We start from the raw sequence: 21,656 nt of genomic DNA, 5'->3' as shown, positions 1-21,656 counted from the left end.
GCGGCGCAATGAACGACCATTCGCAGTCTACACGGCGTCGATCATTTCGGCGCGTGCCGAATAGCCGGGCGATGCCCACGCGCGCACGTCATGTCGCCTGCCCGAGATGCGCGTGCAGATGATCGATGAGCGCGCGCACCTTCGGCGGCAGAAAGCGATTGGGTGGATAAAGCAGCCACACAGGACCCTGATAGGCGCGCGCCTGCGTTTCCCAATCCGCGAGCACGGCCTCCACGCTGCCCGACGCGAGCGCATCGCGGGCGGCGAACTCCGGCAGCGTCGCGATGCCGAGTCCGCCTTCGGCCGCTTCCAGCCGCGCGCCCGCGTGATTGGCGATATAGCGCCCGCGCACCGCGACCGTCACCGTTTCGCCGCTTCGGGTGAAGCGCCAGCGATTGTCGTCGGCTGTTTCGCCGAGATGGATGCAATCGTGATGCGCCAGCTCGCGCGGATGCAGCGGCACGCCGCGTTCCCGCAGATATTCCGCCGCTGCGCACAGCAGCCAGCGCACGCGCCCGAGTGGCCGCGCGGCGAGTCCTTGCGGGGGATGATTCGTCGCGCGGATGACGAGATCGACCTCGCTGTCGAGCGGATCGATGTCGTGATCGGTGAAGACGAGTTGCAGATCGACGTCCGGATACGCCGCGAGAAATGCCGGCACGAGCGGATGAATTACGGATTTTGCATACGCTGTGGGCGCTGACAACACGACGCGCCCCTGCGGCTTGCCCGACGACTGCCCGGCTGCATCGACCGCGCCCGATGCGGCCGCCGCCATGTCGCGGCAATGGCGATACACCTGATAACCGGACTCGGTCACGCGAATCTTGCGGGTCGAACGCTCGAGCAGGCGCGTGGCGAGCGCCTCTTCGAGACGCTTGATCTGGCGGCTGACCGTCGATGGCGTGCTGCCCAGTTGCCGCGCCGCGACCGAAAAATTGCCCGCATCGACGACGCGTGCGAATACGGCCATATCGGGCATCAGGTCGAACAGATCGGCTGGGTTCATTTGTGCATTCGCGACCATAAAGCTGTGCGTCAGAACCGGATTATCGCTTCGCCTGCATCATTCGACAATGACGGCTATTCCTCACGGAGACGCCGCATGACCATCGAATCCCCCGCCCGACGCTTGCTTCCTCTTTCCGACCTGCTGCTCTTCGTCGTTGCGATGGTGTGGGGCAGCAGTTACGGCATTGTCAAAACCGCGCTCGCGTTCTCCCCGGTGCTCGCGCTGCTCGCGTTGCGCTTCGGCATCACGTTCTGCCTGCTCGCCGTGAACCTGCGCCATCTGCGGCACGCGAGCGCGGCGACGTTGCGCGGCGTGCTCGTTCTCGGCCTGCTGCTGCTCTCGATTTTTCTCGCCGAAACATTTGGTGTTTTGCATACGCGCGCCGCAAACGCCGCGTTTCTCATCAGCTTGTGTGTCGTGCTGACGCCGCTCGTCGAATGGGCGCTGCTCAAGCGGCGTCCCGGCGCGGCCGAGTGGCTTGCGGTCGGCGTGTCGTTCGCGGGCGCGTGGCTGCTCGCGGGCGATGGCGCGTTGTCCTTCGACTTCAATTTCGGCGATGGTCTCATCCTCGTGGCCGCCGTGCTGCGTGCGCTGTCGGTCTGCGTGACCAAGCGCGTGATGCGCGCGGCGCCACTGCCCGCGCTCACTGTGACAGCGGTGCAGGCGGGCGTCGTCGCATCGGGAAGCGCGGCGATCGCCCTGATGTTCGCGCCGTCGCAATGGCAGCCCTTGCCCGCGCTCGCCGGCCACGGCATGTTCTGGGGCTCGGTGCTGTATCTCGTGTTCGCATGCACGCTCTTTGCATTCTTCGCGCAAAACTACGCGATCGGACGAAGCAGTCCGACGCGCGTGTCCCTGTTGATGGGCAGCGAGCCCGCATTCGGCGCGCTCTTCGCGAGCGCATGGCTCGGCGAGCATGTGTCGATGGCGGGCTGGATCGGCGGAGCGATGATCGTCGCGGCATCGCTGATGGCGACCGTGCGCTGGCGCGGCGCGTTCGTGGCGCGTCCGGGCGAAGCGTGAACGCACGGTGAACGCGGACCGCTTTACGCCTGCTTCTCGAACACCACACTGAAGTTATTGGCCGGCATCGCGACCGTCTCCACGAGCGTCAAACCGGCCTTCTCTCCCAGCGCCGCGACCGCTTCCATGTCGCGCACGCCCCAACGCGGATCTCGTGCGCGCAATTGCTGATCGAAGGCTTCGTTGCTCGGCGCGGTATGCGCGCCGTTGCGCCGATACGGCCCGTACAGATACAGCACGCCTCCCGATGCCAGGCGCGCGCCCGCGCCGCGAAAGAGCGATTCGGCGGCCTCCCACGGCGCGATGTGAATCATGTTGATGCACACGATGGCCGCCACGTTTCCGATGCCCCAATCGTTGTTCAGTACGTCGAGCGCGAGCGGCGTGTTCAGGTTCGCGAGTCCTGCGTGAGCGCGCCAGGCAGCGATGGAATCGCGCGCATCGGCATCGGGATCGCTCGGTTGCCAGGCGATGCCCGGCAGCGCCGCCGCGCAGTGCACGGCGTGCTGTCCCGTGCCGCTCGCGATCTCCAGCACGACGCCGCTGCGTGGCAGCACGCGCGCGAGGACCGATAGAATCGCATCGCGATTGCGTTCGGCGGCGGGCGCGCGGCGGCGCACGGCGTTGTCCCAATGTGCGGTGTCGTCGGACCCGGAAGGTGCCTGATTCATATTCGATGGCACATGCGTGCGCGTAGAGTGAAAGTCGCATCGAGCCTAACGGGACGTGCCAAGAAGCGTCAAGCAGCACGCTCCGCAAGCGAGAAACATCACTGCCATGGCGCGATTCCTGCTGACTCGGCCCGCGGAAAAGCGCGGGCTGCAAGCAAACCTGTGTATGCTCCCGGTTGATCCCGCGTCCGCTTTCGCATTTTGCATGCATGCGTGTTGCATGCCGAATGCCAAATTGAATGCATTCGATGCGCATGCAAAATTCAAGCGCGACACGACATGCGCGCCGAAATGCATCCCGACAGACTCAGGCCCGCGCACGCGGCGCGATCGAAATGGAGTGAATCATGGAGCACGATCAGAACCGGAACGCGGCAAAGCAATCGAACGACGGCCCCGACGACGACATGATCGCGTTCGCGAGCGAGGTGTTCGATGTCGCCCGCCGTGGCGATGCGGCGATGCTCGATGCGCTCCTGAACAAGGGCTTGCCGCCGAATCTGCGCAACGACAAGGGCGACAGCCTCGTGATGCTCGCGAGCTACCATGGCCACGCGAACGCGGTGCGGGTGCTGGTCGAGCACGGGGCCGATGCGAACCTGCGCAACGACAATGGCCAGACGCCGATCGCGGGCGCCGCGTTCAAGGGCTTCAAGGACGTGATCGAAACGCTGCTCGAACACGGCGCGGATGTCGAAGGCGCATCGCCCGACGGACGCACCGCGTTGATGATCGCGGCGATGTTCAACCGCGTGGAGATCGTCGACTTGCTGATCGCGCGCGGCGCCGATCCGGATGCGCGTGACGCGGGTGGTTTCTCCGCGCGGGACGCCGCCGAGAAGATGGGCGCGCCCGATACGGCGGCACGGCTTGCGAGGTCATCGGATGAGCGGACGCCGCCGCCTGAAGCGTGAGGGCATCCGACCGGCACAATGTTCCTTGCATGCAGAATTCAGTCCGCTGAACGAACGACGCCTCGCGCACGTCGAATCGACCTGACAACCACCGATCCAACAACGAACCAGACAAGCAGGTGACCCGGAACCATGGAGCTTTTGCGATGACAGGCGGTATCCCGCATCGGGGTGATGCGTCGCCGATCGACCTTCACGCGCCTGCGCGAGCGTGTCGGGCGGACAGCGCCTTCAATGCCGCCGCAGGTTTTATGCTGCGCGTGGCTGCGTTCATCGTCGCGATTGCGCGCACGTTGCGCGCGCTGCGTCTCGCCGCGAGCCTTTCGATCGCCGCCGCGCTCGCGCTCTCGGGATGCGGGCTGATGCCCAAGCAGGTGCCCGCGCCGATCGTCGAACACTCGTATATCCCGGCGCCCGATGAAGCCGGCTCCGGCGAGCCCGAAGAGCCCTTGCCCGCCGTGCAGGCGCCCGAACCGGCGTCCTCCGTGAAGCCCGCGCCCGCGCCGAAGCCGAAGCGCCGCGTCGTAAAGCCGAAGCCGCCCGAACCGGCCGTGGCGCCGCCGCCGGAACCGCCCGAGCCGCCGCCGCCGCCGCAGATCATCTCGACGCGCATCATGCAGCACGATCAGTTGCACGGCCTGCTCGATGCCGAGGTGCAGCGCCCGGACGGCAAGGTCGTCGGCCGCGCGGTGGACATGTATATCGACGGATCTGCGAAGCCGAAGCTCCTGATGGTGAATCTCGCGGGCTTCCTCGGTGTCGGCGACCGCAAGGTCAATTTCCCGTGGACGGCCTTCCGCTTCACGCCGAATTCGAAGACCGCGCCGATCACCTTCGTGCCGCCCCCGCCGCCCGCGAAGGGCAAACCGGCCGATCCGGTGCCGAAGCCGCAGCCCGTCGCGGAGGCACCGGCGAATTTCATGCAGCTCGTCGATTCGACGGTGTCGCAGAAGAACGGCTCGCGCATCGGGCGCGTGGTGGACGTGCTCGTCGACGCTCAGGCGCAGCCCCAGGCGCTCGTGCTCGATCTTTCCAGCTCGCTCGCGGGCGACAAGCGGCATGTCGCGGCCAACTGGGGCGACCTGCATGTCCTCTCACGCAACAAGCAATGGCAACTGCAGATGGATTTCAACGACGCGCAAATGAAGGCCGCGCCGACCTACTCGCCCGAGCAGCCGATCAAGATCGTGTCGCCCATCGTGCCTGCGCCGGCTTCGTCGGCGAGCGCGGCTTCGGCACCGGCTTCGTCGGGCGCGGCCGGGGCTGGGGCGACAGGCGCGCCCGGCGCGGCATCGGCGCAGGTACAGGCTTCGGGCGCGCGCCCGGCCAGATAACGGATAACGAGATCGAGAACCGATTCACAACATGGTAATTGCACGCAGTCTGCGCGCGCTCGACTGGCTGAACTTTTTCGTCGCCAACGTGCAGACCGGCTTCGGCCCTTTCATTGCTTCGTACCTCGCGGCCAACAAGTGGACGCAGGGCGAGATCGGCCTGATGCTTTCCGTCGGCACGATCAGCGCGATGGCGAGCCAGTTGCCGGCAGGCGCGCTCGTCGATGCGATGCGCAACAAGAAGTTCGCCGCGCTCTCCGCGATCATCGCGATCATCGTGAGCGCGCTCCTGCTCGCCGCGAGCCCGACGTTCGTCCCCGTCTTCGCCGCCGAAGTGCTGCACGGCTTCGCGAGCTGCATGCTCGTCCCGGCGATGGCGGCGATTTCGCTCGCCCTCGTCTCGCGCGCCGATCTCGGCGACCGGCTCGGTCGCAACGCGCGCTGGGCGTCGATCGGCAGCGCGCTTACCGCTGCGTTGATGGGCGCGTTCGGCGAGTACCTGTCGCTGCGTTCGGTGTTTTTCCTGACCGCTGCACTCGCGGTGCCGGCGATTTTCGCGCTGCGCATGATTCACTACGATGCGCCGCCCGTCGTGCCGCGCGCACCGCCCGGCAAGCCCAAGCTCACGCCCGAGGGCGAAGAGCGCGAATCCTTGCGCGACTTGCTGAAGGACAGGCGGCTTTTGATTTTTGCGGCGTGCGTGGTGCTGTTTCATCTGTCGAACGCGGCGATGCTCAATCTCGCCGCCGGCGAAGTGACCGCGCACATGGGCGACAACGTTCAACTCGTGATTGCGGCGTGCATCATCGTGCCGCAGTTCATCGTCGCGGCTTTGTCGCCGTGGGTCGGACGACAGGCGCAGAAGTGGGGCCGCAGGCCGGTGCTGATCCTCGGATTCTGCGCGTTGCCGGTGCGCGCGATTCTGTTTGCGGGCGTTAGCAGCCCGTATCTGCTGGTGCCGGTGCAGATGCTTGATGGCATCAGCGCGGCGGTGTTCGGCGTGATGCTGCCGCTCATCGCGGCGGATGTCGCGGGCGGGCGCGGGCATTACAACCTGACGATCGGGTTTTTTGGGCTTGCGGCGGGAGTTGGGGCGACGCTTTCGACGGCTGCTGCCGGGTTTGCTGCTGATCGCTTTGGCACTGCGATGAGCTTCTTTGGACTCGCCGGTGCGGGGGCGCTCGCGGTTCTGATGGTCTGGCTTGCGATGCCGGAGACGCGGACCGCGCATGGGGTGGTTGAGGGGGAGGTTAAGCCTTCGGTTTAGGGGTTGTTTTTTTCGCCGGATCCCGGTTTCGTGTCGGTCTATTAGCACTGCCCCTCCCCGGGGCGGGGGTCACTTTCTTTGCTGCTGCAAAGAAAGTAACCAAAGAAAGCAGCTTCTCATCGCCCGCGGTCACACGCACGTTAGCCATACTTGCCAGCCCGCGGTGGCACTCGCCTAAGTGTCGTCCTCAAAGGCCTAACCGGGCTTGGCTCGCGCACGGTCTGTCACCTCGCACCGCTTCACTGACTGGTTCAGCACCGAATAGCTCCGGCCTGCTTCGCGGCCGATGGGTCAATCGGGTTTGCGGGCGCACGCGCACTGCGACGCTTCCATCTCACTGCATTCGTGATTCGATGGTTTCCCTAGCATACCCAACGGCAGCGCGTAGCGCTGTGCCGAAGCTCTTTCGTGCTGAACCCGCGCCCTAACACCACTAGCTTGTCAGACCGTGCGCGAGCCAAGCCCGATTGGGCCTTCGAGGGCGACACTTAGGCGAGGGCCACCGCGGGATGGCAAGCATGGCCAACCTGCGTGTGACCGCGGGCCTGAACGAGCTGCTTTCTTTGGTTACTTTCTTTGCAGCAGCAAAGAAAGTGACTGCCGCCCCGCACAGGGGCAGTGCCAATAGACCGACACGAATACGGGACCCAGCGAAAGCAAAAACAAAAAAACTCACCCCAACGGCCTCAACCCCTCAAGCAAAGTAGGAATCAACTCACTCACCGTCGGATGAATATGCATAGCCCGCTGCAAAGTCATAAACGGCGCATCCGCATTCATGATATCGATGAACGTATGAATAACTTCATCCCCTTCGATGCCATAAATCGCCGCACCTAAGAACCTTTGCGTCCTGGCATCGACGAGCGCCTTCATAAAACCATCGGTTTCACCGCGCTCTCTCGCGCGCCCCACCCGCGACATCGGCATGGTCGCAAGGAGCGCCTCGCGGCCGTCCTTGCGCACCTCTTCCTCGCTCATCCCCACACGCGCGAACGGCGGATCGACGAACACCGCGTAAGCCATGATGCGCGTATCGACGCTTCGCGACTCCCCATCGAGGAGATTCGAAGCGATGATCTCGTAGTCGTTCCAAGACGTATGCGTGAACGCGCCGCGCCCGTTGACATCGCCGAGCGCATACACGCCTTCCACTTGCGTGCGCAACTGCCCGTCCACGTCGATCATGCCGTGCCTGTTCACCGCGATGCCCGCATGCTCCAGACCGAGGTCGTCGGTGTTCGGCGTGCGTCCCGTCGCGAAGAGCAGATGCGACGCGTCGATGGTTTCATCGCCGCAGACGATGCGCATACCACCCGACAACGGCTCCACGCGCCCGATCTGCGCCCCGAACCGGAACACGACACCTTCGCGCACGAGCACGTCCTGCATCGCGCGCGCAACGTCTTTATCTTCACGCGTCAGAATGCGCTCGCCACGCACGAGCAAGGTTACGCGGCTGCCGAAGCGCCGGAACATCTGCCCGAATTCGAGCGCGATATAGCTCGCCCCGACGATCACGAGATGCTCGGGCACTTCGGTCAGTTCGAGAATCGTCGAATTGGTCAGATACGGCACACCTTCGAGCCCATCGACCTTCGGCACCACGGCGCGTGTGCCCGTGTTGATGAAAACGAGATCGGCTTCGATGTCTTGCGTCGAACCATCGGCCGCCTCGATGGAAAGCGCGTGCGGCGCCGTGAAGCGTGCATGTCCTTTGAATACCGTGACGTTCTTCGTCCCGCGCAGCCACTTCTCGATGCCCGTGCGCGAGCCTTCGATCACCTCGTCCTTGCGCGCCTTCACGCGCGCCATGTCGATGGTGATATCGCCGCCGATCATCACGCCATACTGCGCCGCCGTTCGCGCGACATGCGCGGCGCGCGCGCTCGCCACGTACGTCTTGGTCGGCGTGCAGCCGACGTTCACGCAAGTGCCACCGAACAGATGCCGCTCGATCACGGCCGTGCGCTTGCCGCTTTGCGCGAGCCGCACGGCAAGCGGGGAGCCACCCTGCCCCGTGCCGATGACCACTGCATCGAAATGCTGTGCCATGCTGGGTTCTCCGTGCGAATGAAGCAGATGACGAATCGCGATGCCGCCATCGAAATGCATCTTACGCGCAAGTCGATGAACCGGCAGACACGCTGTACGAGGCGTGTCCCGCGCAAACGGGCATGGCGCGTGCTGTCGCTGTTACGAACGTGACGCGCGTCACGGCGCGCGGTCCGCTCAACCCTCAGCACACGAAGTCCGAAGGCATTCATGATCGAGACGATCTGGTTTCTCGTCGTCGGCGGCGTGCTCATTTTCATGGGCCTTGCCAGCTCGACGTTCAAGCGCCTGCCGATCAGCACCGCGATGTTCTATCTCGCGATCGGTTTCGCGATGGGCCCCGGCGTAGCCAATCTGCTGACGCTCGACCTCGCGGCCGATGCAACCGTTCTCAGGCGCATCACCGAAGTCGCGATGCTCGTGTCGCTGTTCGCGATCGGCCTGCGGCTGCGCGTTCCGCCCATCGACCGCCTCTGGATTCTGCCGATCCGGCTCGGCTTCGTCGCGATGGTGCTCACGGTCGCCGTCCTCACGCTCTTTGCCGCGTACGCGCTCGGGCTCAACTGGGGACCGGCGCTGTTGCTCGCCGCGATGCTCGCGCCGACCGACCCCGTGCTCGCCCACGACGTGCAGGTGGAAGCACCCGGCGACATCGACTTGCTGCGCTTCTCGCTGACGGGCGAAGGCGGGCTCAACGACGGCATCGCGCTGCCCTTCGCGCTGCTCGGCATCGCGGTGTGCAATGTCGAGGCGACCCCGAACCAGGCGTCGCTCGGGAGCTTCGCGTTGCAGGCGATGTGGGGCATCGCAGGCGCGCTCGTGAGCGGCTGGCTGCTCGGCGCCTTGTCGGTGCGGCTCGTCGCCTATCTGCGCACGCGCCACGGCGAAGCGCTCGGACCGGAAGGTTTCTACGCGCTCGGGCTGATCGCGCTGTCGTACGGCGTCGCCGAGTTGCTGCATACCTATGCGTTTCTCGCGGTCTTTGCGGCCGGCCTCTCGATGCGCCGTGTCGAGCAGAAAGAAAGCGGCGGCAAGTCCGCGCGCCAGGCGGTCGGCAACATCGACGCAGAGGATGTCGGGGCCGCCGCCGCCGATCCGGCGCGCGCGCACGCGTTCATGGCCGAGCGCGTGCATGGCTTCACGATCGAGCTGGAACGCATCGCCGAAGTGGCGGTCATGCTGATGGTCGGCGCCGTGCTCGCGACGATGTGGCGCGACCTGCTCACCTGGAAAGCGGCCGCGCTCATCGTCGCGCTATTCTTCGTGTTGCGGCCCGCGGCGGTCGAGGCATCGCTGATCGGCTCGCATGCGACCGGCGCACAACGGCGGCTCATGAGCTGGTTCGGCATACGCGGCGTCGGCTCGTTTTATTATTTGCTTTACGCACTCGAGCATGCGCCGCGTGACGTGGCCGCGCCGCTCGTGCCGCTCGTCATCGCGACTATCGTCGCTTCGGTCATCGTGCATGGCATCACCGCCACGCCGCTCATGAACCGCTATCAGCGCGCGCGCCCGGATGAATGAGTTTGCAACTTCTCTCGAGGACAGATCAGGCGTGAAGCATCTGATTTTTTTCTGCGGTCATGCCGGCACCGGCAAGACGACGCTCGCCAGGCAACTTTTCGCGCCGCTCATGCAGGCGACCGGCGAGCCCTTCTGCCTGCTCGACAAGGACACGCTCTACGGCGCCTACAGCGCGGCGGCGATCGGTGCGCTGACCGGCGATCCGCACGATCGGGACAGCCCGCTTTTCATCGAGCATTTTCGCGATCCCGAGTATCGCTGTCTCATCGATACCGCCGCTGAAAATCTCGCGCTCGGCGTGAGTGTCGTGATCGTCGCGCCGCTCACGCGCGAGGTGCGCAGCGCACGCCTCTTCGATCGTGCATGGCTCGGCATCGATGACGATGTCTTCATTCGCGTCGTATGGGTGCATGTGGATGAGAGCGTGGCGCGCAAGCGCATCGTCGCGCGCGGCGATCCGAACGATGCGTACAAGCTCGCGCATTGGGAAGAATATCGTCAGCGGCTCTTCGTGCCGGACGCGGCGCTCGCGCAAACGCTCGTCATGTTCGACAACACCGCGCCGTCCGATCAGGCGCGCGACGCATTGCTCGCACGCCTGATCGCAACGTAGCGAAGCTCAGGCAGCGGCCAGTTGCCGCGCCGTCACCACCGCGTTCGCGCCTTCGTACAGCTTGCCGAAGCGGTTGTTGAGGAACGCGTCGAGCGGCACCTGCTCCTGACGCACGAAGCCGCTTTGCGGCAGCACGCCTTCGCGGAAGAGATCGAGTTCCGCGCAGATCGCGCCGGCGGTCGTGATCTGGATCGCGCTCATCGGCAAGCCGCACACGTCCTTCGCGAAGATCTTGCGCGTGAACACGTCCTGCACGAGCTGCCCGCGACGCATGCCCGTCACCGTGACAAAGATCAGCACGACATCCTGCGCCGTCGACGGCACCGCGCGCTTCAACATCGTCTTGAGGCCGTCGCGGTCGGATGACATGCGCAGATCGTCGAGCAGAAACTTCATCAGGTCGCGATGCCCCGGATAGCGCACTGACTTGTAGTCGAGCGACTCGACCTTGCCCGCGAGCGTTTCGCACAGCGTGCCGAGTCCGCCCGACGTATTGAACGCCTCGTACTCGATGCCATCGAGCGAAAAATGTTCGACGCCTTCGAGCGGCTGCACCCATTGCGTGCGACCTTCGCGAATCGCCTCGCATGGCTGGCAATATTCATTAATAAGGCCGTCGATGCTCCAGGTGAGGTTGTACTTCAGCGCGTTGGTCGGAAACTCGGGCAGCGCGCCGACGCGCATTTTCACCTCGCGCACGTCGTCGAGACGCTTCGCCAGATCGTGCGCGACGATGCCGATGAACCCCGGTGCGAGACCGCATTGCGGCATGAACGCGAGCTCGGAATCGTCGGCGATCGCGCGGATCGCGTGGGTCGCGCGTACATCCTCGGTCAGGTCGAAGTAATGCACGCCCGCCGCTTTCGCCGCCGACGCGACATTGATCGCGAGGTAATACGGCAGCGCATTGACGAGCGCATCGAAGCCGATCAATGCCTGGCGCAGCGCGGGCGTGTCGGCGGAATCGACGCGGCGCGTCGGGATGCCTTGCGCATCGAGAAGCGCGAGCGCGTGCTCATCGCGATCGAACGCGACGACGTCGAAATCCCCCGTTTCACGCAGCAAATGGGCAATGCTTTGTCCGATCAATCCGGCGCCGACGAGGGCCACTTTCATATTCCTCTCCTTTATGTGTGCGGATGGCGGGCGATCCGATGCCCTTCTTCACACAGTTTAGGAGCGCGCGAATACTGATCCTAGACACAAAATGATGCGCTTCGACGATGCTTTTCGTCGTTTCGACGATCGAACGCTGCGATATGTAGCGCTCAGCCGACGCGATCGATCTTCCGCGCGAGGATGATGGAGGTCGTGGTCCGCTCGACGCCTTCCAGCGCGCCGATCTCGTCGAGCAGGTCGTTGAGCCTGTCGGGCGAATCGGCGCGCAGCCACGCGACGTAATCGAATTCGCCGCTCACCGCGCAGAGCAACTGAATCTCCGGCATGCGCGCAAAGCGCTTCTGCAGATCGCGGCCGTACTTCGGCGTGAGCTTGATGCCGACATACGCCTGGATGCTCGCATCGAGCACGTCCTGCCCGAGCCGCACGCCGTAGCCCGCGATCACGTTGTTCTTTTCGAGTCGCGCAATGCGCGCGATGACCGTCGTGCGCGCGACGTCCAGTTGCCGCGCCAGATTCGCGACGCTCTCTCGCGCGTTCATCTGCAGCAACGCGACGAGATTGCGATCGATGTCGTCGAGCTGGTCGAGGCGCGGCGGTCTCATGTGTGCGTCTCCGTTGGCATCTTGTGTTTTGCGTTATGCGTTTTGAATGCCATCTGGCATTCAGCGTTTTGTGTTTTGCATTATCGCCGAGACGTCGTGAAACGAATCCCGATCACGCGAGCACACGGTCACACGCCGAGCTTCGTCACCATGAAATCGACGAAGCTCGCGAGCTTGGGCGTTCCGCGCGTATCGCGTGGATAGACGAGATGCGCGGGCGACGGTTTCGGCAGGCAATCCTGAAGCACGGCGACGAGCGCGCCGCTTTTCAGCTCGTCTTCGACGAGCGCATGGGGCTGAAGCACGAGACCGAATCCCGCGAGCGCCGCCTTTTTGAGCGCTTGCCCGTTGTTCGCGCGAAAGCGTGCGGACTGCGTGCGATGCGTATGCATGGCGTCATCCTCGCCTTCGAGCCGCCAGCCCGCCTCGCGGCCCAGATGCACGAAACCCAGGCACTCGTGACCCGCGAGATCAGCAGGCGTCGCAGGCGTGCCCGCGCGGGCGAGATAGGCAGGCGACGCGCACACGGTCATCGCATACGGCTTGAGCGGACGCGCGACGAAGCTGGAATCGGCGAGCGTACCGATGCGCACGGCCGCGTCGAAACCCTCTTCCACGATGTCGACCACGCGGTTGGTCAGATCGAGCTCGACGCTGATCTGCGCGAACGCCGCCAGAAACTCGGTCACCGCGGGCGTGACGAACTGCACGCCGTAAGTGAGCGGCACGGTCACGCGCAATACGCCACGCGGCGTCGCGCTCATCGATTCGGCGAGCGAATCGGCCGCATCGACCTCCGTCAGAATGCGACGACAGCGCTCGTAGTATTCGCGGCCGATCTCGGTGAGGCTCTGACGCCGCGTCGTGCGCACGAGAAGCCGCGCATCGAGCCGCGCTTCGAGCGCCTGCAGATGCTTGCCGGCCATCGGCGCGGATATCGAAAAGCGCTCCGCTGCGGCGCTCAGGCTCCCGGCCTCGACGATGGCGACGAAGACCCGCATGCTCAACAAGGTATCCACTGCGTTTTTTCCAGAGACGTTTCGAATGTAAGCAGTTGTGGCAATGCAGGCGAATTCGCACGCAATCGTGATACTAATATCCGCCGATGGCGTGCTCATCGCGCTGCCTTTCAGCGCAACTTACGACGCACGCCGCTCTTAATATCGATCGAAGGTAACCCGAATGAAAAGAACACTCGTTGCATTGGCCGCTTTCTGCGCTTTTAGCCCGGTTTTCGCGCAGACGTCCGCGCCCGCCGCGGCATCGGCGCCCGCCGCGCAGACCGCGGCATCCGCTCCGGCCGCCAGCAAGCGCGAGGCGCGCGTCGAGGAGCGTATCGCGGATCTGCATTCGAGCCTCAAGATCACGCCGCAGCAGGAAGATCAGTGGTCGAAATTCGCCGACGTGATGCGCGACAACGGCCGCACGATGGCCGATCTCTACCGCCAGCGCATCGCGCAGCGCGACACCATGTCCGCGCTCGACGACATGAAGCAATACGAGCAGATCACGCAAGCGAACGCGGATGGCACGAAGCGCCTCGTCGAAGCTTTCGAGCCGCTTTACGCGAGCCTTTCGCCCGAGCAGAAGAAGCTCGCCGATACGAGCTTCCGCGACGAGCACGGCAAGGCGAAGCACACCCACGCGCATCGTCGTCCGCATGCGGCGGGTGCGGACGCGGCATCGACGACCAAGCCCTGAACGGCCGTCGAACCGGAAAGCCCGCATCGCGCGATGCGGGCTTTTTTTCGTCCGACGGGTGCACAATGGCGCGAATGCCGTTACGATCCCGCTCCGCCAACGTCATTCCGGATCGCATCATGCTCAATCTGTCCAAACTCGATCTCGCCACCGATCCCGCCGCACGCCGCGTCGTGAAAGACGAAGCCGTCGCCGTCGAATTCGCCGCTGCATCGGGCGAACTCATGAGCCTCGAAGGCCCGAACCGCTATGCGAGCGGCGACGCGATCGTCACGGGCAGCAGCGGCGAGCGCTGGGTCGTATCGCGCGAACGCTTCGATGCCAAGTACGTACCCGAAGGCGGCATCGCGCATGGCGAGTCGGGCGCCTATCGCAACCGTCCGAGCGTCGTGCTCGCGAAGGAGATGCACGAGCCCTTCTCGATCGCACGATCCGCCGCCGGCGACATCCTGACCGGCGACGCCGGCGACTGGGTCATGCAATACGCACCGGGCGACCATGGCGTCGTGAAGGCGGCGCGCTTCGCGAAGGTCTATCGCGACGCTTAAGCGAAGTCCTCGCCCATCTCGATGTCCACTTCGCGCGGCACGGTCTGGCCGTCCGCGTACATCTCTTCGAGCGATCCGAGCGTCGCTTCGACATACGCCCGCAGCACCGCGTAACTGCGCGCGTGCATGCGCGGCGGCATCGCACGATAACGCGCGAGCGCGGCCGGATCGAAGCGCACGTCGATCGTGATGCGCCGCGCGCTCGACCCGAAGCGCATCGCCACGTAGTGAATTACGAGCGAGGTCCGGCCCTCATCGTCCTTACGTTCGGCGAACTGCGTCTGCTCGGGAAAGAGGTCGCAGATCACGTGCGCGAGCATGTCGATGTCCGCGCTCGGACAGTCGTATTGATAGTCGTCCATTCGATATCGAAATCCGATTGAAGCGCTCGCCCGGCCGCGCTCAGGCGATCCGGGCGGCAGCGCGCCGATAGTAGCGCACGAGCGCCACCGCGACGATCACGCCGAGCACGAGATACACGGCGTCGGCGGCGATGAGCGGCACGAGCCGCGCCTGAAACAGCGCGGCGGGCAAGCCGACGAGCGCATGCGCGGCGATGAGAAATGCGAGCGCATGACGCGAGCGCTCGCGCAGCATCTGCCACATCAGCGCGGAAAAGCCGAGTTGCAGCACGAAGGCGCTCGCGCGTTCGACGATGAAGATGCCCGCCGACAACGGCGACAGGCTCATCAGCACCAGATGAATGCGTGCGAGCGCTTCGAGCGGCGCGCTCTCGAAGTGCGAGTCGAGCGTGCCCCGGTTCGCGAGCACCGCGTAGACGATCCATTGCACCTGCACGAGCACGCCGACGATCCACGCTTCCGCCCCGCCGTGCCCGATGCCGTAGCCGAGCGCGGGCCCGTGACGATCGAGCGCGCCCGGCTCGCGCGAAATGAGCCATTTCATCGCGAGAAAGCGTCCGACTTCCTCGCACAGACCCGCCGCGATCGCGCCGTAGATGACGAATATCGCGGGATTCACGAGCCACGCCGACGTGACCGGATTGCTCAGCATGAAGCCGTGCAGCGCGCGTTCGATGACCATCGCGAAGAGCGCGAACACGGCGATGCCGAGAATCGCCTCGCGCGGCACGATGTAAAAACGCGGCCTCAGCTTCGTGTACAGCACGATGGGCATCGCCGCGATGATGAGCGTCGCGAGCGCGAGGCTCAGCAACGTCGAAACACTGACCATTCAGATTCCCTGTGATGCTTGTTGCACTTGTTGCGCTTCCCGTGTCGTCGATGCGCGCACGACGAGCTCGCCCGGCAGCAGACATTCGCGCGCGGGCATCGCGGCGCCGCCGAGCCGCTCGTGGAGAAATTCGACCGCGCGCCGGCCGATATCGTACGTCGGCTGGCGCACTGTCGTCATGCCCGCGAGTTGCGCCCATTCGGAATCGTCGATCGACATCAGCGCGACGCTTGCCTGCCAGTCGGCGCCATGACGCTCCTTCAGATGCACCGCGACGCGCAGCGCAACCGGCCCGTTCGCGGCGAAAAGCGCGACGCGCCTGCCCGCCGCTTTCGCCGCCGCGACGCGCGTGTCGAGTTCCGTGAGCGCGGGCGATGCATCGGCGAGATCGATCACGAGCGTCGAACCGCTTGCATCGAGCGCGGCGACGGTCTCGCGAAACGCGGCTTCGCGCAGACGCCGCGAACTCACGTGCGTGACGGGCTGCACGATGAACAGCAGCTCGTCGAAACCTTCATCGACGAGATGACGCGTGGCGAGCTGCACGGCGGCGGGATTGTCGAGCCCGACCATGTCGGTGATGAAACCATCGACTGAACGATCGACGAGCACGACCGGAATGCCGCCTTGCGCGAAGCCTTGCAGCAGTTCTTCCTTCACGCCGAGCGCATTGACGATCACGCCTTCCACGCGATATGTCGTCAGCAGTTGCAGATAGCGGCGCTCCATGTCGATCTCGTTGGCCGCGTGACAGATGAGCGGCATGTAGCCGAGCGCGTGACACGCGGCCTCGACGCCCTGCAGCACTTCGACGGAATACGGATTGGTCAGGTCGGCGAGCAGCATGCCGATCAGACGATTGCGGCCGCGCTTCAGGCCGCGCGCCATCTGATTCGGCCGATAGTCGAGCTTCGCGATGGCCGCTTCGATGCGCTCGCGCAGGTCGGGCGACAGCACGCCCATCTCGCCGTTCAGATAGCGCGAAATGCTGGTTTTGCCGGTGCCGGCTTCGCGGGCGACATCGGTGATCGTCGCGCGGCGCGCGCCGTATGCGGCCGGGCGGTTGGTCAATGTGGGATCGTCGGACATAGTGGTCGTGGGCATACGCTTCGCCGTGAAGCGAATCGCGATGCCGTCATTATCGTTCTCCTCGCATCGCGCATGTTAGCGCATGCCCGCCCGACGCCGCGCTTTCAGCGCCCGAGCGCGTCGCGATTGACGATGTTCTGCGTGAGCGTGCCTTCGAGTGCGCCGATGAGATTTTCGGCGGCATTGCGCGCCATCGCGTGACGCGTTTCGTGCGTGGCCGAGCCGATGTGCGGTAGCGCGACGACGTTCTTCATCGCGATGAGCGGCGAATCGGCGGGCAGCGGTTCCTGCTCGAACACGTCGAGGCCCGCGCCGCGAATCGTGCCGTTCTTCAGCGCTTCGATGAGCGCGCTTTCGTCGACGGTCGGTCCGCGCGATGCGTTGATCAGGATCGCGCTTGGCTTCATCTTCTTCAGTTCGTTCGCGCCGATTAGACCGCGTGTTTGCGGCGTGAGCGGCACTTGCAGGCATACGAAGTCGGATTGCGCGAGCAGTTCGTCAAGCCCGACGCGCTTTGCGCCGAATTCCTTTTCCGCCTGCTCGTTTGCGCTGCGGTTCGTGTAGAGCACGTTCATGCGAAAGCCGAGCGCGGCGCGCCGCGCGACCGCTCCGCCAATGCGTCCGAGACCTACTATGCCGAGTGTCTTGCCCTGCACGTCGACGCCGAAGCACGCCTCGCCGATGCTCGACTTCCAGTGCCCTTCCTTCACCCATTCTGCAAGCTCGACGACGCGGCGCGCGCTCGCGAGGATCAGTGCGAAGACGGTGTCGGCGGTGGATTCGGTGAGCACGTCGGGCGTGTGCGTCAGCACGATGCCGCGACGCGTGAGGTCGTCGACGTCGAATTGATCGTAGCCTACGGAGATGGTCGATAAGGCTTCCAGCTTTGTGGCGCCTTCGATCATGTCGGGGGTGATTTTCACGCTTGCGCCGATGGCACCGTCGGCGGTTTTTAATGCGGCGACGAAGGCCGCATGGTCGTTTGGATCGACGTTCACCACGTCGGCGTTTGTGCGAAGGTAGGCTTCGATGTCGCTTGGCAGGGCTTTGTAGGCTACGATCGTTTTTTTCATGGGGTTTTCTTTGGGTTGGGCTTTTGGGGAATCCTGAATTCGTCGGTTTGGGATTTTGTGAAACCCTGAATTCGTGTCGGTCTATTGGCTCTGCCCCTGTGCGGGGCGGCAGTCACTTTCTTTGCTGCTGCAAAGAAAGTAACCAAAGAAACAGCTATCCCCAGCCTAAGCACTTCACGCCGGCCGCGGCACAGGCGATTGGCCTAATGGCCCGGCTGTAGCGAGTGCCCTCACAAGCAGATAAGGGCTTGGATCGCGCACGGTCTGACGCTCCAAATGTTTTGGCGCGCTGGTTCAGCACCAAACGGCTCCGGCCTGCTTCGCGGCCGATGGGTCAATCGGGTTTGCGGGCGTACGCGTACTGCTACGCTTCCATCTCACTGCATTCGTGATTCGATGGTTTCCCTAGCATACCCAACGGCAGCGCGTAGCGCTGTGCCGAAGCCATCTCGTGCTGAACCCGCGCCCTAACACCACTAGCTTGTCAGACCGTGCGCGAGCCAAGCCCGATCGGGCCTGTGAGGGCGACACTTAGACGAGGGCCACCGCGGGCTGGCAAGCATGGCCAACGTGCGTGTGACCTCGGGCCTGAACGAGCTGCTTTCTTTGGTTACTTTCTTTGCAGCAGCAAAGAAAGTGACTGCCGCCCCGCACAGGGGCAGTGCTGATAGACCGACGTGATAACGGGATCCAGCGAAAAAAAACCATCAAGACCGCACAACAACCCCCGCCCGCACCGCAGCCTGCGGTTTAACCGCAAGCGTAAGCCAAACAGAAACCAGCAAAGCAGCACTCATGAACACGTAAGAGGCCGCCGGCGACCCTGTCGCCCCATTCAGATACCCAACAAAATACGATCCAACAAACGACCCCAACGCCCCCATGCTGTTGATGAGCGCCATCGCCCCGCCGGCGACATTCTTCGGCAGCAACTCCGGCACGATCGCAAAGAACGGCCCATACGGCGCATACATCGCAGCGCCTGCGATCACGAGCAACGCATACGAAGCCCAGGAATTCGTCGAACCGAGCAGATACGATCCCGCGAACGCGAACGCGCCGATCAGCAGAAACGGCCACACGAACGCCTTGCGCGCCTGAAGCTTGTCGGAAGCCCACGAAGCAAGCAGCATCGCGATAGTCGCGGCAAGATACGGCACCGCGGAAAGCCAACCCGTCTCGACCATGCCGAGCGTCGAACCGCTCTTCAGGATCGAAGGCAGCCACAGCACGAAGCCATACACGCCGATGCTCCAGCAAAAATACTGCGCGCACAGCTTGATCACCGCCGGCGACTTGAACGCCTCGCGATAGTTCTTCACCGGCTTGATCGCAGCCTGTTCGGCGCGCATCGTCGCATCGAGATCCTTCTTTTCCTGCTCCGAAAGCCAGTTCACCTGCGCGGGCTTGTCCTTCACGATGAACCACCAGATCACCGCCCACACGATGGCAGGCACACCTTCGGCGATGAACATGTGGCGCCATCCGAACGAATTCACGAGATAGCCCGATACGACCGACATCCACAGCACCGTCACCGGATTGCCGAGAATGAGGAACGTGTTTGCGCGCGAGCGCTCGGACTTCGTGAACCAGTTTGCGATGAAGACGAGCATCGCCGGCATCACCGCGGCCTCGACGACGCCGAGCGCGAAGCGGATCGCCATCAGCGATGGAATATTGCTCACCATGCCCGTGAGCGTCGCGCATCCGCCCCACAATACGAGGCTCCAGAACACGAGCTTCTTCACGCTGCGGCGCTCGGCATAGATCGCGCCGGGAATCTGGAAGAAAAAGTAGCCGAGGAAGAACAGCGCGCCGATCAGCGACGACAATCCCTTGCTGATGCCGAGATCCTGGTTGATGCCCGCAGCCGCGGCGAAGCCGTAGTTGGCGCGGTCGAGATACGCGAGGCTGTACGTGATGAAGACGATCGGCATGATCGCCCACCAGCGGCGCACCGCAAGCTTGGGAGTCGTGGATTGCATGGTTGTCTCCGAACGCAATTCGGTTGAGTCTCTCGGGTGCTGGCTTAAGCCAGATCGAACGCGGCTTTGGCCGTCTTGTCATTGGAATCCTGTGCTTCGAGCAAGTCGAGCGCGGCGCGCGTCGGCAAGCCTTCGCTGTCGCCGATCACCTGAATCGCCAGCGCGCCGATACGGTTGCCCCGCGCAATCGCGTGACGGATGTCGCGTCCTTCCAGCAGCGCGCTCACCACGCCGACCGCGAAGCCATCGCCCGCGCCGACCGTATCGACCACGTTGTCGACCGGCACGCCCGGCACGATGCCCGCTTCGCCATCCGCCGTGCGGAAGTACGCACCGTGCGCGCCGAGCTTCACGACGACGCCCTTCGCGCCACGATCGAGGTAGAACGCGGCGATGTCTTCGGGCTTCGCATGACCGGTCAGCGTCAGCCCTTCGGACACGCCCGGCAATACCCAGTCGGCCAGCGCGGCGAGCGCGTTGAGCGACTCGGCCATCGCCTCGCGCGACGGCCAGAGCGTCGGGCGCAGGTTCGGATCGAACGAAATCGTCTTGCCTGCAGCACGCATTTCGCGGGCCATGTGGAAGGCGAGTTCACGCGAGCTGGCCGATATCGCCGGCGCCACGCCCGTCAGATGCAGATGACGCGCGCCGAGCACGTAGTCGGCGACGTAATCGTCGAGCGACAGATGGCTCGCAGCCGAGCCCTTGCGGAAGTATTCGACCTCCGGATCGCTGCCGTCGTCGCACTTGCCTTTGAGCTGGAAGCCGGTCGGAAAGCGCTCGTCGATCGTCACACGGCTGGCGTCGATGCCCTCGGAGGCCAGCACGTCGAGCACGTAGCGCCCGAACGAATCGTTGCCGACGCGGCTCATCCAGCCCACCTTGAACCCGAGGCGCGACAGGCCGATCGCGACGTTCAGGTCCGCGCCCGCGATGCGCTTCGTGAATTGACCGGCCTTCGCGAGATCGCCGGTGACAGCCGCGACGAACATCGTCATCGCTTCGCCGTAGGTGACGACGTCGAGAGCTTCAGACTTGGCTTGCATGTCGTGTCCTTTGCAGATGAATGCTGAATGCAAATGTGTAATTCAGAATGCCGCGATTCGTGCGACCTGGCGCGCGGCGTCGGCGTCGAGCGAAACGTCGGCGCCCGGGATGAACGGATATTCGATGCCGCGCGGCACATCGCCCGGCAAGTGCGCGAGCAGCGTCGCAAAGCGTGCGTCGCCGTTCGCGGGCGCGGCGGCGAAACGGCGCGCGCCCTCGCCCATCACCGCCTTGCAGTGCACGTAGGCGACGTGCGGAGCAAGGCGCCTCGCGGCGTCGAGCGGATCCTGCTCCGCCCAGTGCCAGTTGCCGGTGTCGAAGGTCATCGCGAGGCCGCTTTGATCCGGCAGCGCGACGAACAGCGCGTCGAATGCGCCGATCGTTCCGCCCGCCTTCAGTTGCCCATTCTCGACGACGACACGCGCTTTCGACGCCGCAATTCCAGTCATCAGTCGGTCGAGCGTGGCCGGATCGGTTGCGACGCCGCGCTCCGTGCCGCCCAGTTGCAGCTTGACGATGCGCGCGTTCAACGCGGCCGCTTCGTCGATGGCGAGTTCGAGCGCCGCGCGATCGAGCGAGCCGTCGTCATGAAAAAGCGTCGCGGGCGTCGAATACACGGCCCACAAACCCAGAGCGCTGATCCGGTCGCCGAGCTGTGCGAGCGATCCCGCCTGCGCGTCGGCTTCGTTTGCGAGCAATTCGCGGCGCACTTCGAAGCCGTCCGCACCCGCGCGCGCCGCGGCGGCGGCCCAGAAGGCGTGACCGTCGCGCCGAATCGCATCCGCGCCGAACGCGCTCGCGACGATCACAACTTCGGTGCCTTCTCTATCGATCCGGGAAATCTCGTTCACTTGCATCTCGCTGTCGGTTTCAGTGCCA

The 21,656-nt window shown here is 64.4% G+C and carries 21 protein-coding genes; 8 read left to right on the top strand and 13 right to left on the bottom strand.

Annotation, left to right across the window (positions count from 1 at the left end; translation table 11 throughout):
- Positions 1-88 precede the first annotated feature (88 nt).
- Entirely contained in the window at positions 89-1,009 is a 921-nt protein-coding gene (locus ACEN42_RS07610; RefSeq protein WP_238295308.1) for a LysR family transcriptional regulator, read from the bottom strand.
- Positions 1,010-1,105: 96 nt separating this feature from the next.
- On the opposite strand from ACEN42_RS07610, the gene ACEN42_RS07605 reads away from it, so the two are divergent.
- Positions 1,106-2,035, top strand: a complete 930-nt coding sequence (locus tag ACEN42_RS07605) for a DMT family transporter (RefSeq protein ID WP_371879612.1) — start codon at positions 1,106-1,108, stop codon at positions 2,033-2,035.
- Between the two features lie 23 nt (positions 2,036-2,058).
- On the opposite strand, the gene ACEN42_RS07600 is transcribed toward ACEN42_RS07605, so the two are convergent.
- Entirely contained in the window at positions 2,059-2,706 is a 648-nt protein-coding gene (locus tag ACEN42_RS07600; RefSeq protein WP_371879611.1) for a DUF938 domain-containing protein, read from the bottom strand.
- A 407-nt stretch (positions 2,707-3,113) separates the two neighbouring features.
- On the opposite strand from ACEN42_RS07600, the gene ACEN42_RS07595 reads away from it, so the two are divergent.
- The 3 genes from ACEN42_RS07595 to ACEN42_RS07585 all read left to right on the top strand — a co-directional run bounded on the left by ACEN42_RS07595 (position 3,114) and on the right by ACEN42_RS07585 (position 6,221).
- A complete protein-coding gene (locus ACEN42_RS07595) occupies positions 3,114-3,620 on the top strand; it encodes an ankyrin repeat domain-containing protein (RefSeq protein WP_371881085.1) in 507 nt (168 codons plus the stop codon).
- 146 nt (positions 3,621-3,766) lie between these two features.
- Entirely contained in the window at positions 3,767-4,954 is a 1,188-nt protein-coding gene (locus ACEN42_RS07590; protein ID WP_371879610.1) for a hypothetical protein, read from the top strand.
- 31 nt (positions 4,955-4,985) lie between these two features.
- Positions 4,986-6,221, top strand: coding sequence for an MFS transporter (locus ACEN42_RS07585; RefSeq protein ID WP_187604676.1), 1,236 nt, complete (start codon positions 4,986-4,988; stop codon positions 6,219-6,221).
- 672 nt (positions 6,222-6,893) lie between these two features.
- Here ACEN42_RS07585 and ACEN42_RS07580 read toward each other — a convergent pair.
- Positions 6,894-8,276 carry an FAD-containing oxidoreductase gene (locus ACEN42_RS07580; protein ID WP_371879609.1) on the bottom strand — a complete coding sequence of 461 codons (1,383 nt, stop codon included), beginning with the start codon at positions 8,274-8,276 and terminating at the stop codon, positions 6,894-6,896.
- Positions 8,277-8,486: 210 nt separating this feature from the next.
- Here ACEN42_RS07580 and ACEN42_RS07575 point away from each other — a divergent pair, with 210 nt between their 5' ends.
- Positions 8,487-9,800 (top strand): sodium:proton antiporter, encoded by a 1,314-nt coding sequence (locus ACEN42_RS07575; protein WP_035507848.1) that lies wholly within the window; start codon positions 8,487-8,489, stop codon positions 9,798-9,800.
- 31 nt (positions 9,801-9,831) lie between these two features.
- Positions 9,832-10,413, top strand: a complete 582-nt coding sequence (locus tag ACEN42_RS07570) for an AAA family ATPase (protein WP_371879608.1) — start codon at positions 9,832-9,834, stop codon at positions 10,411-10,413.
- A 6-nt stretch (positions 10,414-10,419) separates the two neighbouring features.
- Here the strand turns inward: ACEN42_RS07570 and ACEN42_RS07565 are convergent, their stop codons facing one another.
- The 3 genes from ACEN42_RS07565 to ACEN42_RS07555 all read right to left on the bottom strand — a co-directional run bounded on the left by ACEN42_RS07565 (position 10,420) and on the right by ACEN42_RS07555 (position 13,156).
- On the bottom strand, positions 10,420-11,529 hold the full coding sequence (locus ACEN42_RS07565; RefSeq protein ID WP_035507875.1) for a saccharopine dehydrogenase family protein: 1,110 nt from the start codon (positions 11,527-11,529) through the stop codon (positions 10,420-10,422).
- A 152-nt stretch (positions 11,530-11,681) separates the two neighbouring features.
- A complete protein-coding gene (locus tag ACEN42_RS07560; RefSeq protein WP_371879607.1) occupies positions 11,682-12,137 on the bottom strand; it encodes an Lrp/AsnC family transcriptional regulator in 456 nt (151 codons plus the stop codon).
- A gap of 128 nt (positions 12,138-12,265) precedes the next feature.
- Positions 12,266-13,156 carry a LysR family transcriptional regulator gene (locus ACEN42_RS07555; RefSeq protein ID WP_371879606.1) on the bottom strand — a complete coding sequence of 297 codons (891 nt, stop codon included), beginning with the start codon at positions 13,154-13,156 and terminating at the stop codon, positions 12,266-12,268.
- A 163-nt stretch (positions 13,157-13,319) separates the two neighbouring features.
- Between ACEN42_RS07555 and ACEN42_RS07550 the strand changes: the two genes are divergently transcribed.
- On the top strand, positions 13,320-13,838 hold the full coding sequence (locus ACEN42_RS07550) for a Spy/CpxP family protein refolding chaperone (RefSeq protein WP_371879605.1): 519 nt from the start codon (positions 13,320-13,322) through the stop codon (positions 13,836-13,838).
- Between the two features lie 119 nt (positions 13,839-13,957).
- A complete protein-coding gene (locus tag ACEN42_RS07545) occupies positions 13,958-14,386 on the top strand; it encodes a PGDYG domain-containing protein (protein WP_371879604.1) in 429 nt (142 codons plus the stop codon).
- On the opposite strand, the gene ACEN42_RS07540 is transcribed toward ACEN42_RS07545, so the two are convergent.
- From ACEN42_RS07540 to ACEN42_RS07510, 7 genes are all read right to left on the bottom strand, one after another.
- On the bottom strand, positions 14,383-14,748 hold the full coding sequence (locus ACEN42_RS07540; protein WP_035507842.1) for a DUF3022 domain-containing protein: 366 nt from the start codon (positions 14,746-14,748) through the stop codon (positions 14,383-14,385). The genes ACEN42_RS07545 and ACEN42_RS07540 overlap by 4 nt on opposite strands.
- Positions 14,749-14,788: 40 nt before the next feature.
- Entirely contained in the window at positions 14,789-15,580 is a 792-nt protein-coding gene (locus ACEN42_RS07535; protein ID WP_371879603.1) for a YhfC family intramembrane metalloprotease, read from the bottom strand.
- Positions 15,581-16,669: a LacI family DNA-binding transcriptional regulator gene (locus tag ACEN42_RS07530; RefSeq protein ID WP_371881084.1), complete on the bottom strand. Its 1,089-nt coding sequence runs from the start codon at positions 16,667-16,669 to the stop codon at positions 15,581-15,583.
- Between the two features lie 104 nt (positions 16,670-16,773).
- Positions 16,774-17,742 (bottom strand): 2-hydroxyacid dehydrogenase, encoded by a 969-nt coding sequence (locus ACEN42_RS07525; RefSeq protein WP_371881044.1) that lies wholly within the window; start codon positions 17,740-17,742, stop codon positions 16,774-16,776.
- A gap of 707 nt (positions 17,743-18,449) precedes the next feature.
- Positions 18,450-19,730: an MFS transporter gene (locus ACEN42_RS07520; protein ID WP_371881043.1), complete on the bottom strand. Its 1,281-nt coding sequence runs from the start codon at positions 19,728-19,730 to the stop codon at positions 18,450-18,452.
- Between the two features lie 44 nt (positions 19,731-19,774).
- Positions 19,775-20,776 (bottom strand): sugar kinase, encoded by a 1,002-nt coding sequence (locus ACEN42_RS07515; protein WP_371881042.1) that lies wholly within the window; start codon positions 20,774-20,776, stop codon positions 19,775-19,777.
- Between the two features lie 42 nt (positions 20,777-20,818).
- The gene (locus ACEN42_RS07510; protein WP_371881041.1) at positions 20,819-21,634 is read right to left on the bottom strand and encodes a sugar phosphate isomerase/epimerase family protein; all 816 of its coding nucleotides are present in this window, start codon (positions 21,632-21,634) and stop codon (positions 20,819-20,821) included.
- Between the last annotated feature and the right edge of the window lie 22 nt (positions 21,635-21,656).

The sequence above is a fragment of the Caballeronia sp. S22 genome, assembly GCF_964261745.1.
Classification (GTDB): Bacteria; Pseudomonadota; Gammaproteobacteria; order Burkholderiales; family Burkholderiaceae; genus Caballeronia; species Caballeronia jiangsuensis.
This window is presented reverse-complemented; position numbering and strand designations above follow the sequence as displayed.

Bases quoted from the DNA above. Each gene is read 5' to 3' on its own strand.
- ACEN42_RS07610 (WP_238295308.1), bottom strand. From the start codon at position 1,009: ATGAACCCAGCCGATCTGTTCGACCTGATGCCCGATATGGCCGTATTC.
- ACEN42_RS07605 (WP_371879612.1), top strand. From the start codon at position 1,106: ATGACCATCGAATCCCCCGCCCGACGCTTGCTTCCTCTTTCCGACCTG.
- ACEN42_RS07600 (WP_371879611.1), bottom strand. From the start codon at position 2,706: ATGAATCAGGCACCTTCCGGGTCCGACGACACCGCACATTGGGACAAC.
- ACEN42_RS07595 (WP_371881085.1), top strand. From the start codon at position 3,114: ATGATCGCGTTCGCGAGCGAGGTGTTCGATGTCGCCCGCCGTGGCGAT.
- ACEN42_RS07590 (WP_371879610.1), top strand. From the start codon at position 3,767: ATGACAGGCGGTATCCCGCATCGGGGTGATGCGTCGCCGATCGACCTT.
- ACEN42_RS07585 (WP_187604676.1), top strand. From the start codon at position 4,986: ATGGTAATTGCACGCAGTCTGCGCGCGCTCGACTGGCTGAACTTTTTC.
- ACEN42_RS07580 (WP_371879609.1), bottom strand. From the start codon at position 8,276: ATGGCACAGCATTTCGATGCAGTGGTCATCGGCACGGGGCAGGGTGGC.
- ACEN42_RS07575 (WP_035507848.1), top strand. From the start codon at position 8,487: ATGATCGAGACGATCTGGTTTCTCGTCGTCGGCGGCGTGCTCATTTTC.
- ACEN42_RS07565 (WP_035507875.1), bottom strand. From the start codon at position 11,529: ATGAAAGTGGCCCTCGTCGGCGCCGGATTGATCGGACAAAGCATTGCC.
- ACEN42_RS07560 (WP_371879607.1), bottom strand. From the start codon at position 12,137: ATGAGACCGCCGCGCCTCGACCAGCTCGACGACATCGATCGCAATCTC.
- ACEN42_RS07550 (WP_371879605.1), top strand. From the start codon at position 13,320: ATGAAAAGAACACTCGTTGCATTGGCCGCTTTCTGCGCTTTTAGCCCG.
- ACEN42_RS07545 (WP_371879604.1), top strand. From the start codon at position 13,958: ATGCTCAATCTGTCCAAACTCGATCTCGCCACCGATCCCGCCGCACGC.
- ACEN42_RS07540 (WP_035507842.1), bottom strand. From the start codon at position 14,748: ATGGACGACTATCAATACGACTGTCCGAGCGCGGACATCGACATGCTC.
- ACEN42_RS07535 (WP_371879603.1), bottom strand. From the start codon at position 15,580: ATGGTCAGTGTTTCGACGTTGCTGAGCCTCGCGCTCGCGACGCTCATC.
- ACEN42_RS07530 (WP_371881084.1), bottom strand. From the start codon at position 16,669: ATGTCCGACGATCCCACATTGACCAACCGCCCGGCCGCATACGGCGCG.
- ACEN42_RS07525 (WP_371881044.1), bottom strand. From the start codon at position 17,742: ATGAAAAAAACGATCGTAGCCTACAAAGCCCTGCCAAGCGACATCGAA.
- ACEN42_RS07520 (WP_371881043.1), bottom strand. From the start codon at position 19,730: ATGCAATCCACGACTCCCAAGCTTGCGGTGCGCCGCTGGTGGGCGATC.
- ACEN42_RS07515 (WP_371881042.1), bottom strand. From the start codon at position 20,776: ATGCAAGCCAAGTCTGAAGCTCTCGACGTCGTCACCTACGGCGAAGCG.
- ACEN42_RS07510 (WP_371881041.1), bottom strand. From the start codon at position 21,634: ATGCAAGTGAACGAGATTTCCCGGATCGATAGAGAAGGCACCGAAGTT.